This window comes from Glycomyces endophyticus (genome assembly GCF_039531525.1).
Lineage (GTDB): Bacteria > Actinomycetota > Actinomycetes > Mycobacteriales > Micromonosporaceae > Glycomyces > Glycomyces endophyticus.
Window position 1 is genome coordinate 15,301 of record NZ_BAAAQF010000021.1, and the last position, 16,521, is coordinate 31,821.

The 16,521-nt window shown below is 72.6% G+C and carries 11 protein-coding genes; 9 read left to right on the top strand and 2 right to left on the bottom strand.

Translation table 11 applies throughout. The features are described 5' to 3' along the window. Positions 1 to 12 precede the first annotated feature (12 nt). Positions 13 to 2,427, bottom strand: a complete 2,415-nt coding sequence (locus tag ABD419_RS20440) for a helix-turn-helix domain-containing protein (RefSeq protein ID WP_344490378.1) — start codon at positions 2,425 to 2,427, stop codon at positions 13 to 15. Positions 2,428 to 2,458: 31 nt separating this feature from the next. Between ABD419_RS20440 and ABD419_RS20445 the strand changes: the two genes are divergently transcribed. The 6 genes from ABD419_RS20445 to ABD419_RS20470 all read left to right on the top strand — a co-directional run bounded on the left by ABD419_RS20445 (position 2,459) and on the right by ABD419_RS20470 (position 9,800). Next, the gene (locus ABD419_RS20445) at positions 2,459 to 5,953 is read left to right on the top strand and encodes a putative Ig domain-containing protein (RefSeq protein WP_344490381.1); all 3,495 of its coding nucleotides are present in this window, start codon (positions 2,459 to 2,461) and stop codon (positions 5,951 to 5,953) included. A gap of 265 nt (positions 5,954 to 6,218) precedes the next feature. Continuing rightward, positions 6,219 to 6,626 carry a hypothetical protein gene (locus ABD419_RS20450; protein WP_344490384.1) on the top strand — a complete coding sequence of 136 codons (408 nt, stop codon included), beginning with the start codon at positions 6,219 to 6,221 and terminating at the stop codon, positions 6,624 to 6,626. Between the two features lie 148 nt (positions 6,627 to 6,774). Then, on the top strand, positions 6,775 to 7,167 hold the full coding sequence (locus ABD419_RS20455) for a VOC family protein (RefSeq protein WP_344490387.1): 393 nt from the start codon (positions 6,775 to 6,777) through the stop codon (positions 7,165 to 7,167). Between the two features lie 37 nt (positions 7,168 to 7,204). After that, positions 7,205 to 7,699, top strand: a complete 495-nt coding sequence (locus ABD419_RS20460) for a low temperature requirement protein A (protein WP_344490390.1) — start codon at positions 7,205 to 7,207, stop codon at positions 7,697 to 7,699. Between the two features lie 5 nt (positions 7,700 to 7,704). Beyond that, a complete protein-coding gene (locus ABD419_RS20465; RefSeq protein WP_344490393.1) occupies positions 7,705 to 8,013 on the top strand; it encodes a hypothetical protein in 309 nt (102 codons plus the stop codon). A 107-nt stretch (positions 8,014 to 8,120) separates the two neighbouring features. Continuing rightward, complete coding sequence (locus tag ABD419_RS20470; protein ID WP_344490396.1) at positions 8,121 to 9,800, top strand: metallophosphoesterase; 1,680 nt, start codon at positions 8,121 to 8,123, stop codon at positions 9,798 to 9,800. Positions 9,801 to 9,819: 19 nt separating this feature from the next. On the opposite strand, the gene ABD419_RS20475 is transcribed toward ABD419_RS20470, so the two are convergent. Continuing rightward, positions 9,820 to 11,358, bottom strand: coding sequence for a peptide MFS transporter (locus ABD419_RS20475; protein ID WP_344490399.1), 1,539 nt, complete (start codon positions 11,356 to 11,358; stop codon positions 9,820 to 9,822). Positions 11,359 to 11,544: 186 nt separating this feature from the next. Between ABD419_RS20475 and ABD419_RS20480 the strand changes: the two genes are divergently transcribed. The 3 genes from ABD419_RS20480 to ABD419_RS20490 all read left to right on the top strand — a co-directional run bounded on the left by ABD419_RS20480 (position 11,545) and on the right by ABD419_RS20490 (position 16,513). Then, on the top strand, positions 11,545 to 12,498 hold the full coding sequence (locus ABD419_RS20480; protein ID WP_344490402.1) for a hypothetical protein: 954 nt from the start codon (positions 11,545 to 11,547) through the stop codon (positions 12,496 to 12,498). Between the two features lie 240 nt (positions 12,499 to 12,738). Further along, a complete protein-coding gene (groL, locus tag ABD419_RS20485; RefSeq protein WP_344490405.1) occupies positions 12,739 to 14,367 on the top strand; it encodes a chaperonin GroEL in 1,629 nt (542 codons plus the stop codon). 247 nt (positions 14,368 to 14,614) lie between these two features. After that, entirely contained in the window at positions 14,615 to 16,513 is a 1,899-nt protein-coding gene (locus ABD419_RS20490; RefSeq protein WP_344490408.1) for a NosD domain-containing protein, read from the top strand. Positions 16,514 to 16,521: the final 8 nt, after the last annotated feature.

Sequence of the window (16,521 nt, forward strand, 5' to 3'; positions counted from 1 at the left end):
GCCCGACGGGCGTCACGCCTGGTCGTCGCGGGTGCCTGACAGGTGGCTCTGGAGCCGGGCGTGCCGGAACTGGTAGACGACGCCGGCCCGGCGGAGCACGCCGCGCCGGTACGCGTCGTCGAGGAACGCGGGCACGGCCCACGGGAGCCGCCCGAGGAGCGGGAGCCAGAGGCGGCCGAAGACGAGCCACCGGCCCCACGCGGTCAGGGCGATCGCGTACCCGACCGATCCCATGAACGCGGCGTACGAGCCGACCGTGAGGCCGAACTCGAAGGTCCACCGCCACTCCCCGAGCGGGAGCAGTTGCAGCACTTGGACGACGGCCCAGCCGGTGCCGGGGACGACGACCGCGAGCACGGGCGCGAAGACGAGCGCCTGGGCGAGGGCGGTCCGCCGGGAGGCCTTGAGGAGGTCGGCGGGCGAGGGCACGGACTGGAAGTCGAGGGGCCGCTCCCACAGGGAGAGCATGGCGTACGTGATCCCGGTCGCGAGGCCGACGGCGGCGCCGAAGGCGGGCACGTCGAAGGCGACCAGCGCCGAGACGTCGAACGGTCCGGCCCCGTAGACGATGCCTTGGACGATGTCGCGCACGCCGATGGACACCGCGCCCAGCAGGAACCCTCCGGCGAACCCGATCATGAAGCGGCGCTTGAGGTTCCTGCGGCGCCACGGGCCGCGGAGGCTGATCCGCATCCCCGAGGGCGCGAGCGCGGTGTCCCTCCTGCCGGCGAGGAGGCCGTGCGCGACGCCGAAGGCCGCGCCCGCGCCGAAGTCGACGGCGACGGTGGCGAGGGCGGTGAGCGGGTCGAAGCCGAAGCGGACGACCACCAGCGCGAGGTCGACCGCGGTGAACAGCGCGCCGATCGTCAACGCCATCAGCAGGGCCCGCACTCCTCGCGGGAGGGAGGCGCCGAGCTCCCACCAGGCGAGGTCGTGCCGGCCGAGCCGGTCGAGGTGGCGGGCGAGACGGCCGAGCCAGTGCCGGGCGCGCGCGGGGTCGAAGCCGCGGCCCTCGATCGGGGTGCGGTAGGCGGCGGGCACGAGCTGCGCCATGAGGTGCGCCTCGACCGCTTCGGGGGTGGGGAGGTCCGCGGTGGAGAGCAGTTCGGCCGGGTCGCGGTTCGCGGTGCCGCCGTAGACGGTCCGTGCGAGGACGAGCATGAGCGGGGTGGCGAGGACGGCGGCGGCGGTCTCGCCGGCGGGGGTGCGCGGCTCCCGCATCGCGTCGATGACGGGCTGCCAGAGCGGGACGCCCTGGGCGGTCTTGCGGGCGGTGCGCCGCAGGTAGCCGGCGAGGTCGGCGGGGGCGAGGTCGGCGAGTTCGATGCAGGGCGCGCCGGTGAGCGGCTTGACGGCGGTCGCGGCCTCGCGGTACTCGTCGGCGCGGCTGGTGAGGACGAGCGGCATCCGGGAGGCGTCGTCGAGCCTGCCGAGCGCGTCGGACCGGAGGCCCGCGGCGATCTCGTCGAAGCCGTCGAGCACGGGCAGGACGAGGCCGTGCTCGACGAGCGCGGCGGCGAGGGCGGTCCCGTCGGGGAGCTCCTCCCCGAGCCCGGGGTGGTCGCGGAGCAGCCGGGCGGCGAGCCAGGTGCGGAAGTCCTGGTCGGGGTGCCACGACTCGAGGCCGACGACCACGGGGACGGCGCCGTCGGTCTCGCGGATCTCCAAGAGCCCCAGGACGAGCCGCATGGCGAGGACGGTCTTGCCGGAGCCGGCGCGGCCGACGACCACGAGGCGCCCGGTGGGGACGCCGCGGTAGACGTCGACGATCTGCTCCAGGTCGGCGTCGAGGTCCATGGGCTCGGCGCGGGCGGGGTCGACGTTCTCCCAGTGGTCAGACAGCTCCTCGGAGGTCCGCCACCGCACCGGCAGCGCGGCACTGTGGACCTTGCGCTGCTCCTCCTCGCGCCGCCAGCGGGAGCCGACCTCGTCGGCGAGCTGCGCGGCCGCTTCGACGAGGCGGTCGCCGTGGCGGTGCGGGACGCGGGACGCGCGGGGCCGGGGCTCGGCCTCCTGCGCGGGGAAGCCGGCGGCGGCTGACAGCTCGGCGTACTGGCGGGGCGTCAGGTCCAGCGCCTCGGCGAGGAGCGCCACCGTGTCCGGTTTCGGGACGGACTTCGCGCGGGTCTCGTACCTGCCGATGGTGCGCACGGCGACGCCCGACTTGTCGGCGAGCTGCTGCTGCTTCAAACCGGCACGCAACCGCAGTTCCTTCAGCATTAAACCGAAACGGGTAGGCACCGGGCAATCATACTGTCGGGGGCACTCGGGGCGTCTCCCGAGGCGCGGCGGCGACGGACCGCGCCGCTGCCAGATATCGATTTCTGAATTCGGCCACAGTATGTCGCCACTTCTCGCCCCCAACGGATAGAGAACGTTATCTATCAAGGTCTTGATTCGGCCGTCCGCAAGCGCTATCGTCCGCATAGATACTCGCCGATATCCGGAAGGCTGTGCCGTGGAACGACTGGAACGACGCGCGACGGGGCGCGTCCCGCACCGAAAGCGCCTGGGCCTCACGGCGATCGGCGCCGCCCTGGCCACCGGCCTCGGCCTGGTCGCCGTGCCGGCCCCGGCGCGGGCGGCCGGGTACGAGGACCTCCTCACCGACCACGTGGTGGCGGTGCACGAGACCGTGAGCGACGCCGGGTTCGTGCACCCGGGCGTGGGCCTCACCGCCGACGACCTGCGGAACGCCCAGGAGATGGCCCGCGCGGGCCAGGAGCCGTGGGCCTCCTACTTCGCGGCGATGGCCGCGACCTCCTTCGCGTCCACCGCCTACCGGGCCTCGAACTCGAAGTCGGCCGCCGCGCCCGACGTGCCGCTCGACCCCTCCTTCACCCAGGTCGGGATGCGCAACCGCGAGACCAACGACGCCTTCGGCGCCCTCACCCAGGCCCTCATGTGGACGGTCACCGGCGACGAGGTGTACCGCCGCAACGCGATCCAGGCGCTGCGCACCTGGGGCGGCATGGACCCGGACCGGTACGCGTACTTCCCCGACGCGCACATCCACACCGGCCACCCGCTGTACCAGTTCCTCATGGCCGCCGAGATCGTGCGCGCCACCGACCCGGTCGACGACGACACCCCCGGCGAGTACGGCGGCTACGACGTCGTCTGGTCCGAAGAGGACGACGCCGACCTGCTCGCCAACTTCGCGGACCCGGTGGTGGAGACGTTCCTCTTCTCCAACGAGCGCTGGATGAACCAGCACAACTTCGGCCTGTTCGGGCGGATCGCGACCGCGATCTACGCCGACGACGCCGAGGGGTACGCCACCGGCGTCGAGTGGTTCACCGTGAACGCCGGCGACACCGCCTACGACAACGGCGCCCTCGCGCCGCTCCTGCCGCTCATCGACGCCGACGACCCGCTGAACCCCTACGGCGAGGACTTCGTGCAGCTGCGCGAGATGGGCCGCGACCAGGCCCACGGCGAGTGCAACATCGACAACTTCACCGGCCTCGCCCGGATGCTCGAAGTGCAGGGCACCGAGGTCGACCCGGTCGCCGGGACCGTCTCCACCGGCGCGGACGCGGTGTCCGCGTACGACTTCCTCGACCGGCGGCTCCTCGACGGCGCCGACGCCTTCTACGGCTTCATGATGGGCGCGCCGACCCCGTGGGTCGACGAGACCGGCCAGGGCGTGACCATCGCCCAGGCCTACCGCGGCCGCCTGTTCAACCCGGTCAACGAGCTGTACTACGAGTACGCCCTCGAACGCGGCGTCGACGTCGCCGCCGAGGCCCCGCACCTCGCCGAGCTCGCCGGCCGCATGTCCGGCCCCTACTACTGGTACGGCACAGGGAAGACGAACTTCTGGGCCCCCGGCGACAAGAACCCCGAGTACTGGGTCGCGTTCCCCGAGGAGCTCGCCGGCACCGCGCCCGCGCCGCTCCCCGAGACCCCGGAGCTGACCTTCGCCGACGCCGGCCTGGCCCTCGACGACGGCACCGCGCTCGTCACCGAGGACGGCGCGTCCTTCGCGCGCGCCACCCTCTCCGAGGACGGCACCACCAGCGTCGTCTCCCGCATGATGTACGGCGCGAACGCCCGCATCGGCCTGCGGTTCCGCAGCGACGGGCCCGCGGACCTCGACGTCCTGTACAAGGAGGAGCCGACCGGCCGCAACCCCGACGAGGCGCCGGCCCGCACCCTCGCCGCGCTCGAACTGCCCGACACCGGCGGCGAATGGCGGTACGTCACCTACCCCGCGGGCGGCCAGAACGTCAACTTCTACCGCCTCACCGGCAACGACGGCACCACGGTCGACCTCGACTCGGTGACGCTCTCGGCCGCGACCGACCTCACCGCCCCCGTCTTCGACTCCACTGAGGACGCCTACTATCTGACGGCCCGCGACGAGGCGGTCATCGACCTCGCCGCCACCGACACCGAAGGGACCGTGACGTACTCGGCGGACGGCCTCCCGCGCGGCGCCGAGTTCGACACCGCCACCGGCCTCCTCGCCTGGGAGCCGGCCAAGCGCGACAACCGCCGCTACGAGGTCCAGATCACCGCCGACGACGGCGAGTCCGTCGCCGCCCGCACCGTCGAACTCGTGGTCTCCCCCAACCGGACCCGCACCGTCGAGGCCGCCGTCCGCGACGGGGTCGACCGCCGCGCCGACTACACCGCGGCGACCCGCGAACCGTACGAGGACGCCCTCGACGCGGCGAAGGACGCCGCCCGCCACGGCTCCGAGTCCGACTTCGCGGCGGCCCTGGCCGACCTCCGCGCCGCGATCGACATGCTCGAACTCCTGCACCCGGCGCTCCCCGACGGCACCTTCGACTACACGGACGCCTCGGCCCCCACCGGGATCACCGCGGCCGCGCTGGCGGCGCTCGCCGACGGCGACACCACCACCCACACCGGGGACCTCCGCTCGGCCTCGTTCACGCTCGACTTCGGCACCCGGTACCGGATCGCGGCCGACGCGTTCGCGTTCCAGGCCCGCTCGCTGTTCCCGAACCGCTCGCAGGGCACCAACGTGTACGGCTCGAACGACGGCCTCACCTGGGACCTCCTCACCGAACACGCCACCACCGAGACCAGCCGCCCCGAGACCGTCGACGTGGCCGCCGAGCACGCAGGCGAGGCCTACCGGTACCTGAAGGTCCAGCTCGACGAGCCCGGCATCCCCACCGACCCCGCCTACCCGGGCATCTGGTCGATCGGCGAGTTCCGCATCGACGGCGAGCGCACCGAGGTCCCCGGCACAGTCGACACCGTCACCGTGACCTCCCCGGACGCGCTCGCGGGCCGGGTCACCGCGGGCGACACCGTCAACGTGGCCTTCGCGAGTCCCACCCCGATCACCGACGCGGCCGTCGCGATCGGCGGCCAGCCGCTCGACGCGACCTCTGCCGACGGCCTGACCTGGACCGCCACCGGCGTCCTCGCCGACCTCGACGGCGGCGGCCGCCTCGACCTCGCGATCGAGCACACCACGGCCGACGGCGAGGAGGCGGCCGCCGTCCACGGCTCCACCGACGGCACCGCGCTCTACGGCTCCGACGAGCGCACCCTCGTCGACCTCGCCGGCGTCGACGTCGTCACGGCCGCAGGCGAACCCGACGCCGCGAAGGCCGCCCACGCGGCCGCCATGCTCGACGGGAACGCGGCGACGTTCAGCGACGTGCCCGCCGTCGACGGCGAGTTCCACCTCATCTGGGACTTCGGCGACGGCGCCCGGCTCGACCTCGACCGCGCCGACCTCCTCGCCCGCCAGGACAACAACGGCATGATCCGCATGGCCGGACTCGTCCTCGAAGGCTCGAACGACCTGGAGGACTGGACCACCCTGACCGGCCCGGCCGTGAAGACCCTGTCCTGGCAGGGCCTCGACGCGGACGGCGGCGACGGCTACCGCTACCTGCGGATCGCCAACGGCGCCCTCATCGACATCGCCGAACTGCGGCTCTTCGGCGGCCTCGACCAGGCGTGACCGCGAACCACCGCAGGGCCCCGGCCGCACCACCGGCCGGGGCCCTGCCGCGTCTCCACCATCAGCATCGTGTCAGCGCCCTGTCAGCGGGCCCGCCGACACTTGCCCCATGACCGAGAACCACGCTTCGACGCGAGCCAGGACCGAACGGCGGAACCCGACCGGGACCGCCCGCGGCGGGCATATCGTCGAACGTGCCGGCGCGGCGAACAGGCCGGCCGCCCTCTCCGTCGACCGAGACCGAGCACGCAGCAAGGAGCCGAAGATGTCCGTCGAACTCACCGCACAGGACAAGTCCACCATCCGCACCGCCGCCTACGGCGCCGTCACCCTCATGTCCTACGCGGGCATCGCCGGCTCGGCGCACAAGGTCGCCACCGGCGGGAGCCTCGCCCTCACCGCCGCCACCGGCGCGGTCGGCCACGTCCTCGCCGAGAAGAAGCGCGACTTCAAGCTCCAGGCCAAGTCCTCCGCCGCCCTCGCCGACCAGGTCCTCCCCGCGCTCACCGAGTCCGTGAAGCTCCTGCGCGAGCAGGACCCCGCCGAGGCCGAGAACTTCCGCCGCACCGTCGCCGTCGCCGTCGAGGCCGCCAACCGCGCCCACAAGGGCGAGCCCAGCCCCACCATGGCCGAGATGACCCGCAAGATCACCGAGGCCCTGGACGCCGCCTGACGACACCGCTCGACGCCGCAGTCCGGCAGCACCGCCTCACCGCACCTCCTCGCGACACCGGCTCACCACACCCCCTGAGGACACCGCGCGACCCGCCGGAGGTCCCCGAACGCGTTTGCGCCGGGGCCCTCCGGCCTACCCTCGCCCGATGAGCGGCACACGACTCTCCCTGACCTCGATCACCGTCACCGCACCCGACCCCCGGGCGCTCGCCGACTTCTACGCCCGCCTCCTCGGCACCGAGGTCGCCGTCAGCGAACCCCCGGGCGCCGACGAGCCCCCCGAAGCCGGGTGGGCCCAGGTCCGCACCGACGGCCCCACCCTCAACTTCGAGTACGAGCGCCACTGGCAGGCCCCCGTCTGGCCCGCCGCGCCCGGCCGCCCCCACGCCACCCAGCACCTCGACGTCCACGTCGACGACCTCCCCGTCGCCGTCGCCCACGCCGTCGAACAGGGCGCCCGCCTCGCCGACTTCCAGCCGCAAGACGACGTCCGCGTCCTCTTCGACCCGGCCGGACACCCCTTCTGCCTCTTCCTTTAGCGCCCGCCGCGCGCCCTCCCCGCGATAGCATCGGCCGATGGACGCGGCGACCGGCACCGGAGACGGCTTCGGGCTGCCCGCCGTCGCCGCCGCGGCCCTCGGCATCGCCACCGTCGCCGTCCTGTGGCGCCTCTACCTCCGTGCGCCCCAACCCGACACGAACGGCGCCGCGGTCGGCACCGCCGGCTACCCCATCGGCCGCGCCCTCACCGTCGCCGGCGCCGCCCTCGCCGCCATCGGCTGCGTCCTAGTCCTCCTCGACCCGCTCGCGACGGCCGAACCCGCGGTCACCGCCACCGTCGCAGGAGGGCCCGCGCTCGCCCTCGCCGGAGACCTCGTGCGCCGCCGCGCCGCCACCGGGCGCACCCCGTTCTCGCGGGTCGCCGCGATCGGCGCGCTCGCCGTCGTGGCCCTCATCGGGTTCGCCCTGCCCGCGCTGGTCCTCGCCGCGCTCGCGTTCGCGGTGCCGCTGCTGCTCGCGCTCGGCGCCTCCGGCTGGTTCCGGCTCCCCTCTCTGAGCGTGCGGGACTGACGCCCGTGCGCGCGCTCGTCCTCGCCGTTCTGCTCCTCGCGGTCCTCGCCTACGGGATCATCGCGAACGCCGGCGCCGGTGCGCCCCAAGGGTTCACCGGAGCCGACTGCTTCCACGTCGACGCCGCCGGGGACGTCCAGCCCTGCGCCGACGCCCCGGACCCGGCCCCCACGGCCGCCGTCGCCGCCGCGAACTGGGAGTGGTGGGGCCCGGCCGCCGCACCCGCCCTCCTCGGCGCGGCCGTCCTCGCGCTGTGGCTGCGCCTCCGCCGCACCGCCCGCAGACGGGGCGCGAAGCTCCCGCGCCCGGCCTGAACCCCGCCGCCCGCCTGAACCCGCCCCCGAACCCGTCCCGCACCGTTCACCGCCCCCACGCCCGCACCGGGTTCCGTTGGCCCCCAGACCGTGCCATCATGGGCTCTATGTCCCGCCGCCCCAAGGACCTCACGCCCGAACAGCTCCGCTTCGTCCCGCAGTCGCCCGTGCGCTGGCTGTCGCCGCGCACCCTCATCGACACGAGCATGCGGTTCGGCCTGGCCCGCGTGTTCGGCGGCTACGTCGACAAGCGCGAGATCATCGGCGGCCGCGCCCAGCCGGTCTACGACCACTCCGGCGCCGAGGAGCTGTGGTTCGACTACGTGGCCGACATCGGCGACGGCTTCAACGCCACCTACTCGATCGCGTACCTCATGGCACAGGACGAACTCGAGATCGACGGCGAACGCCTGCCGCGCGGCACGATGCTCGTCATGGGCGGCGACGAGGTCTACCCCGCGGGCGACTGGCTCGAGTACGAGCAGCGCATGAAGGGCCCGTACGAGGCCGCGAACCCCGGGAACCCGGTGGCGCTCTACGCGATCCCCGGCAACCACGACTGGTTCGACGGGCTGACCGCGTTCTCGCGGCAGTTCACCGAGGGCCGCACCATCGGCGGCTACCGCACGCACCAGAAGCGCTCGTACTTCGCGCTCAACCTGCCGCACCGCTGGTGGCTGTTCGCCCTCGACGCCCAGTTCGACACCCACCTGGACCAGAACCAGTCCGACTACTTCCGCCGCGCCGCCGAGCAGCTGCGCCCCGGCGACCAGGTCATCCTGTGCGTGGCGCAGCCGTCGTGGCTGTGGACCGCCGAGGACCCGCGCTCGTTCGACCGCATCGACCACTTCATCCGCGACGTCGTCGCCTCGCGCGGCGCGAGCGTGCCGCTCATCCTCACCGGGGACCGCCACCACTACTCCCACTACGCCGAAGTGGACGGTGTGCGGCACCTGGTGGGCGCGGGCGGCGGCGGCGCGTACCTCTCGCCGACCCACACCCTCCCCGACGAGATCACCGCCCCGCGCCGCTCGGTGCCCGAACCCGATGCGCCCGAACGGGAGTACCGGCTCACCCAGACGTACCCGTCGAAGGCGAAGTCGCTGTCGTACGCGTTCGGGATCTTCGCGCGCCTCCCGTGGCTGAACAAGGGCTTCGTGGCCCTCATGGCCGTGGTCGGCCTCGTCGCGACCGTGTCGATCCTGGAGGGCACGGGCACGTTCGTGGCCGCGACCGCGGTCCTCATCGGCGCGGGCATCGCGTTCGCCCACCCGGGCGAGGGCCGCCGCGCCACCAGGCACTACATCCTCGGCGCGATCCACGGGGTCGCGCAGTCCGCGCTGGCGTGGGGCGGGTCGCTCCTCATCAAGCAGGCCGACGACGTCGCCTGGATCACGTACCTGCTGTACCTGCCGATCATCGGCCTGGCCGGGACGTGGCTGGTGGGCCTGTACCTGGTGGTCGCGAACCGGTTGGGCGTCAACGCGAACGAGTTGTTCGCGGGCATGTCGGTGATCGACCAGAAGTGCTTCCTGCGGATCCGCATCGACAAGGACGGCGCCACGGTCTACCCGATCGGCCTCGACCGGGCCGGGCGCCGGTGGGCCGCGAACCCCGAAGGGGCCGAGACCGATTCGTGGATCGTCCCGGTGGACCCGCTGGAGCCGCGGCTCATCGAGCCGGGGTTCGCCGCGTCGCATCCGGCGCCTCCGGAGCAGATCCTGCCCCGCCAGAACCCGGTGCGGCGCCTCATGTCCCAGGCCGGGACCTGGCTCGCCGGGCGCTGACCCGGCACGGTCGGCGGTCCTAGCGCGGCCGGGGCTCCGGCGGGGTCTCCAGGACCGCGTCCGGGCCGTGGCCGCCCCGCCCCATGAGCCGGTGCAGGGCCGGGCTGAACAGGGCCAGGACCACGGCGGTGAGGATCGCGATCCCGGCGAGGAGGTAGAAGAACGCCTGCTCGCCGACGCGGGGCACCAGGAACGCGTACGCCTGGCCGCCGAGCGGCGTGCCCACGGCCGGGCCGAGGAACCACACGCCCATCAACTGGCCCTTCAGGTTCGAGGGTGCCAGTTGCGTCGTCACCGACAGGCCGACCGGGGAGACGCACAGCTCGCCCCACGTCAGCAGCAGGTAGACCACGACCATCCAGCCGAGGGCGACGAGGACGCCGCTGTCGGCGCGGCCCTGGAGCCACCCCAGGAACACCCACGACAGGCCGGTCAGGCCCACGCCCAGCGCGAACTTGTACGCGGTCCCGAATCCGGCGCCGGTCTTGAGCCAGATCGCGCCGAAGATCGGCGAAAAGATCAGGATGAAGATCGAGTTGAAGTTCTGGACCCCGCCCGCGGGCAGGTGGAAGCCCCACGAGTCGAGGTCGACGGAGTTCGAGGCGAACGCCGTCAGGATCGAGCCCATCTGGAGGTACAGCATCCAGAACACGACCGAGGCGACGAACAGGCCGACGTAGGCCCGCAGGCCCGACTTCTCGGCCGCCGACACGTCCTTGGCCTGCCCGAAGATGTACACGAAGTACCACACCGCCGCGACGATCGACAGGATCGTCACCACCGTGGGCACCGTGGAGAGCGTGAGCGTGCCCGTCGCGGCCCAGATCACGATCGCGACGGCGGCGATCACGAGGGCGATCACGATGACGCGGACGACCTTGCCGCGCTCGTCGCCTTCGAGGGGCCGCGACGGCCCGATGCCGGTGTTCGTCAGCTTCGACCAGCCGCGCACGTACCAGAGCAGGCCCAGCGCCATGCCGACCGCGGCCGCGCCGAAGCCGAGGTGCCAGCGGTCGTCCCCGGCCAGGTACGGCGTCACCAGGATGCCGAGGAACCCGCCGAGGTTGATGCCCATGTAGAACACGGAGAAGCCGGAGTCGCGCCGCGCGTCCGAGTCGCCGTCGTACAGCCGACCCACCATGACCGAGATGTTCGGCTTCAGCAGGCCCGAGCCCAGGACCACCAGGAACAGGCCGAAGAACACCAGTCCGGCGCCGCTCACCGGGATCGCCATCGAGATGTGGCCGCACATGATGATCACGCCGCCGATGAGGACCGCGCGCCGCGCGCCCAGCACCCGGTCGGCGAGCCACCCGCCCGGCAGCGACGTCAGGTACACCGCGCCCGAGTACAGCGACGCGATCGGCACCGCGACCGTGTCCGACAGCCCGAGGCCGTTCTCCAGGACGCTCGCGGTCAGGAACGTCAGCAGGATGCCCTGGAGGCCGTAGAAGCTGAACCGCTCCCACATCTCCGTCCCGAACAGGACCGCCAGGCCGCGCGGATGCCCGAAGAACGTCTGCTCCCGGCCGGCTGAAGGGAATTCGCGATGGGACATGTCCGGCCCTCCCGTGTCGATCGGCTGCTGCGGTCGCCTGTACCCGGCGCGCCGCGCGCCGACACCTGCCGACGCTAACGCGTCCCCGGACGCCCGGCGGGCGAATCGGACAACCGGGCGTCCCCGAACGGAGGTGCTGCAATCGTTTGTCTGATATGCACGTTTGATTGGTCTACGATCCGGCCTATGAGCGACGATCCTTACTGGAACTCCGGGCAGTCCGAGGAGCCCTCGGGCCGCTTCTCCGGCGGCGACCCCCTCGTGACCGACACGTTCGAAGGCTGGTGGCACGCCTCCTTCGACGTCGTCCAGCGCTCCTGGCGGACCGTCGGCCTCATCCTCCTCATCGGCGTGGTCCTGCCCCGCTGGGTCCTCGGCGCCTACAACAACAACGTGCGCGCGCCCGAGCAGGACATCGTCGTCACCGACTGGGGGACCTTCGTCCGCGAGTACACCCCGAGCGCCCTCGCCGGGTTCATCGGCCTCGTCCTCACCCTCGCCGTCCTGTACGTCTCCGGGTCCGCCGTCCTCGCCGCCGTCCGCACCGCCGCCGCCGAGGCCGCCGGCGGCTTCCTCAGCCTCGGCGAGGCGTTCTCGTTCGGCTTCCGACGCGGCGGGAAGTTCTTCCTGTGGCTGCTCCTCGCCTGGATCACCATCGCCGCCGGCCTCGTCCTGTGCGTCCTGCCCGGCCTGTGGGCGATCTTCGCCCTCAGCCTCATGGCCCCCGCCGCCGTCTTCGAAGCCCACCGCAGCCCCTACGCCCGCTCGATCCAGCTCACGCACTCCGCGTTCTGGCCCGCGCTCGGCCGCCTGTGCATCGTCGTCCTCGTCGCGATCGCCGCGAACCTCGTCATCGCCCTCGTCGGCCTCCTCCTCGCCGGCCTCTGGCACGCGATCTTCGCCGGCTGGCTCGCCGCCGTCCTCACCATCGTCACCGAGGCCGTCATGGCCCTCCTGCTCCTCGCGCCGATGATCTGGACCGTCTCCGCCGCCCTCTGCACCTACGCCTGGCTGCGCGGACGCGCCGAACCGGTCTCCGCCACCTCGCTCTCCGCCGAGGCCTCCGGCGCCGCCGCCCCCGGCGGCTACACCGGCCCCGGCGAACCCGGCCACCCCGGGGCGCCCTCGCCCACCCCGTGACCGCGCCCCACCGCACGACCGCCCGACGCCGGGACCCCCGTCCCGGCGTCCGCGCTCTCCACCACTAGTTCCGCGCCCCGGATTGGCACTCTCGGGGCGAGAGTGCTATACCTGGGACTGGCACTCGCCGCAGGGGAGTGCTAAATGCGCGATGAGGTGGTCGGGCCCCCAGGGCCCACCGTCGCGGGTACACCGCCTCACCGTCGACCACGAACGTTATCCGAAAGGAAGCCATCCGACATGGCGAAGATGATCGCATTCGACGAGGAGGCTCGCCGCGGGCTCGAGCGGGGCATGAACACCCTCGCGGAGGCCGTCAAGGTGACCCTCGGCCCGAAGGGCCGCAACGTCGTCCTCGACAAGAAGTGGGGCGCCCCCACGATCACCAACGACGGCGTGTCCGTCGCCAAGGAGATCGAGCTCGAAGACCCGTACGAGCGCATCGGCGCCGAACTGGTCAAGGAGGTCGCCAAGAAGACCGACGACGTCGCCGGCGACGGCACCACCACCGCCACCGTCCTCGCGCAGGCCCTCGTCAAGGAAGGCCTCCGCGCCGTCGCCGCGGGCGCCAACCCGATCGCCATCAAGAAGGGCATCGAGAAGGCCGTCGCGGCCGTCGTCGAGCACCTCCAGTCCACCTCCACCGAGGTCGAGACCGAGGAGCAGATCGCCAACACCGCGTCCATCTCCGCCGGCGACGCCACCGTCGGCGCCATCATCGCCGAGGCGATGGAGAAGGTCGGCAAGGAAGGCGTCATCACCGTCGAGGAGTCGAACACCTTCGGCCTCGACCTCGAGCTCACCGAGGGCATGCGCTTCGACAAGGGCTACCTGTCCGGTTACTTCGTGACCGACCAGGACCGCATGGAAGCCGTCCTCGAAGAGCCCTACATCCTCATCGCGAACCAGAAGATCTCCGCGATCAAGGACCTCCTGCCCACACTCGAGAAGGTCACCCAGACCTCCAAGCCGCTCCTCATCATCGCCGAGGACGTCGACGGCGAGGCCCTCCCCACCCTCGTGGTGAACCGCATCCGCGGCATCTTCAAGTCGGCCGCCGTCAAGGCCCCCGGCTTCGGCGACCGCCGCAAGGCCATGCTCGGCGACATCGCCATCCTCACCGGCGGCCAGGTCATCTCCGAAGAGGTCGGCCTCAAGCTCGAGAACGCCGACCTGTCCCTGCTCGGCCAGGCCCGCAAGGTCGTCATCACCAAGGACGACACCATCATCGTCGACGGCGGCGGCGACGAGGACGCGATCCAGGGCCGGATCAACCAGATCCGCGCCGAGATCGAGAACTCCGACTCCGACTACGACCGCGAGAAGCTCCAGGAGCGCCTCGCCCGCCTCGCCGGCGGCGTGGCCGTCATCAAGGTCGGCGCGGCCACCGAGGTCGAGCTCAAGGAGCGCAAGCACCGCGTCGAAGACGCCGTCCGCAACGCCAAGGCCGCGGTCGAAGAGGGCATCCTCGCCGGCGGCGGCACCGCGCTGGCCCAGGCCGGCGCGATCGCCTTCGACAAGATCGAGGCCGACGGCGACGAGGCCACCGGCGTCGAGATCGTCCGCCGCTCGCTCGGCGCGCCGCTCCGCGCCATCGCCGAGAACGCCGGCCTCGAAGGCGGCGTCGTGGTGGAGAAGGTCCGCAACCTGCCCACCGGCCACGGCCTCAACGCCGCGACCGGCGAGTACGGCGACATGCTGGCCGCCGGCATCCCCGACCCGACCAAGGTCACCCGCTCGGCGCTGCAGAACGCCGCGTCGATCGCCGCCCTGTTCCTGACCACCGAGGCCGTCGTCGCCGACGCCCCGGAGAAGGAAGGCGCCGGCGCCGCCGGCGGCGGCATGGGCGACATGGGCGGCATGATGTAAAGCAGCCCTTCAAGGTTGCTTACTCAGGCCGACTGAGTACCGCAAGGGAGGACCGCTCACTGTACAGTGAGAGGTTCTCCCTTTCTCTGTACTGGCTGCCAGTGCAGACGGCGCAGCCGCTGCGCAAGCGGCATACCGCCCCAACCACGGGCGGTATGCCGCGACGCCGCACCCGTGCCCGAAATGACTGCGCCCCACCCGATTCGCGGCCCTTCACACCGTGTGCGACGCAAGTTAACCTGTCACCGTGCCCCACACACCCCCACGCTCGGACCGCCGCCTCGCCGCCCTCGCCCTCATGACCGGCATCCTCGCCGTCCTCGTCTTCACCTGCTACGTCGGCGGCACCGCCACCGAAGGCCGCATCGCCGAACCCGACCCCTTCCCCGCCCTCCCCGCCGCCGCCGAACCCCCCGCCTACCGCGACGACGGCGACCTCCTCCTCGTCTGCACCGCCGACACCGAGGACTTCACCGAACGCAACGCCGGCGTCAACTACAACGAGCGCATCGGCAACGAACGCCTCCAAGAAGACTGCCTCGCCGACGGCTACCGCGACCTCCCCACCGCCCTCGCCGACGCCGCCCCCGGCACCCGCATCCAGATCCTCCCCGGCCACTACACCGTCGACACCGCCATCGTCGTCGACCTCCCCGACCTCCAGATCGAAGGCCTCGGCGACAGCCCCGACGACATCCAGATCACCGCCCGCTTCACCGCCGCCACCGTCCTCACCGCCCACGCCGCCTCCGGCCTCTACCTCAAAGGCATCGCCTTCGGCCAAGCCCGCGACGCCGCCCTCCGCCTCACCGCCGTCGAAAGCGCCGCCCTCGTCGAAGTCGGCGCCTTCCAAAGCGACGGCGCCGGCCTCCACATCGCCGACTCCACCGGCGTCGCCCTCACCGACTGCCGCGCCGACACCGCCGACACCGCCGGCATCCTCATCGAGAACTCCGGCGCCGACGTCACCGGCTGCGAAGCCACCGCCAACACCGCCGGCCTCGAGATCCGCGGCACCGCCACCACCGCCACCGCCACCGCCAACCGCCTCCACGGCAACACCACCGGCCTCGTCATCACCGACACCGGCCCCACCGCCGCCGTCACCGCCACCCAGAACATCCTCTACGGCAACAACACCGACCACTACCACCGCCTCGGCACCGCCGCCTGCGGCGACGACCCCGCCGCCCGCGACTGGGCCGACGGCGTCCTCTGCCCCGACCGCACCTACCCCTCCGGCGTCGGCATCCTCGTCGCCGACGCCACCGGCACCACCGTCACCGCCAACCGCATCTGGAACCAGGAGACCGCCGCCGTCACCGCCTGGGGCACCCCCGGACACGACCCCGGCCTCGGCGGCGACCGCAACACCTTCACCGACAACGTCTACGGCGAACGCGAAGACGGCGCCCGCCACCGCAACCGCCTCGACCTCTGGTGGGACGGCACCGGCGTCGCCAACTGCTTCGACGAACCCGGCACCCACCGCACCACCCCCGCCGCCCTCCCGCCCTGCGACGGCACCGACGCCGCCCGCATCCTCGGCGACCCCCTCCGCACCCTCAAAGCCCGCGAATGCGGCCTCCAGAGCACCGACGACCTCTCCGCCACCTGCGACTGGCTCGGCGCCCAGTTCACCGACCGCCTCGAATTCCAGACCGCCGTCGCCTTCGCCGCCGCCCTCCTCTTCCTCGCCGGCGCCGGCTGGCTCGCCGCCGCCCGCTCCCCCAACCCCCCACGCGCCGGCGCCATGACCTTCTCCGCCATAGCCACCGGCTGCGGCGCCCTCCTCTTCGTCCTCGCCGTCTGGTCCGGCCGCGCCGACTACGAAGCCCTCGCCGTCGCCCTCTGGGCCCTCGGCTGGCTCCTCGCCGGACGCTCCTGGTACCGCTCCGGCCTCCGCTTCCTCGGCGGCTTCACCCTCGCCATCGGCGCCCTCGCCCTCCTCGACGCCGTCGACCGCGGCGTCGCCACCCTCGCCCCCATGCCCGTCGCCCCCGCCTGGCTCTGGATCGGCCTCCTCCCCTTGTGGACCCTCGTCGCCCTCGGCGCCGCCTTCGGCCCCCGCCGCACCCCCGAACCGCCCACGCAGATCGAACGCACCCCCGTCACCGCCCCCGCCAACGACCGCTGGGACTGGTAGCACCCGAT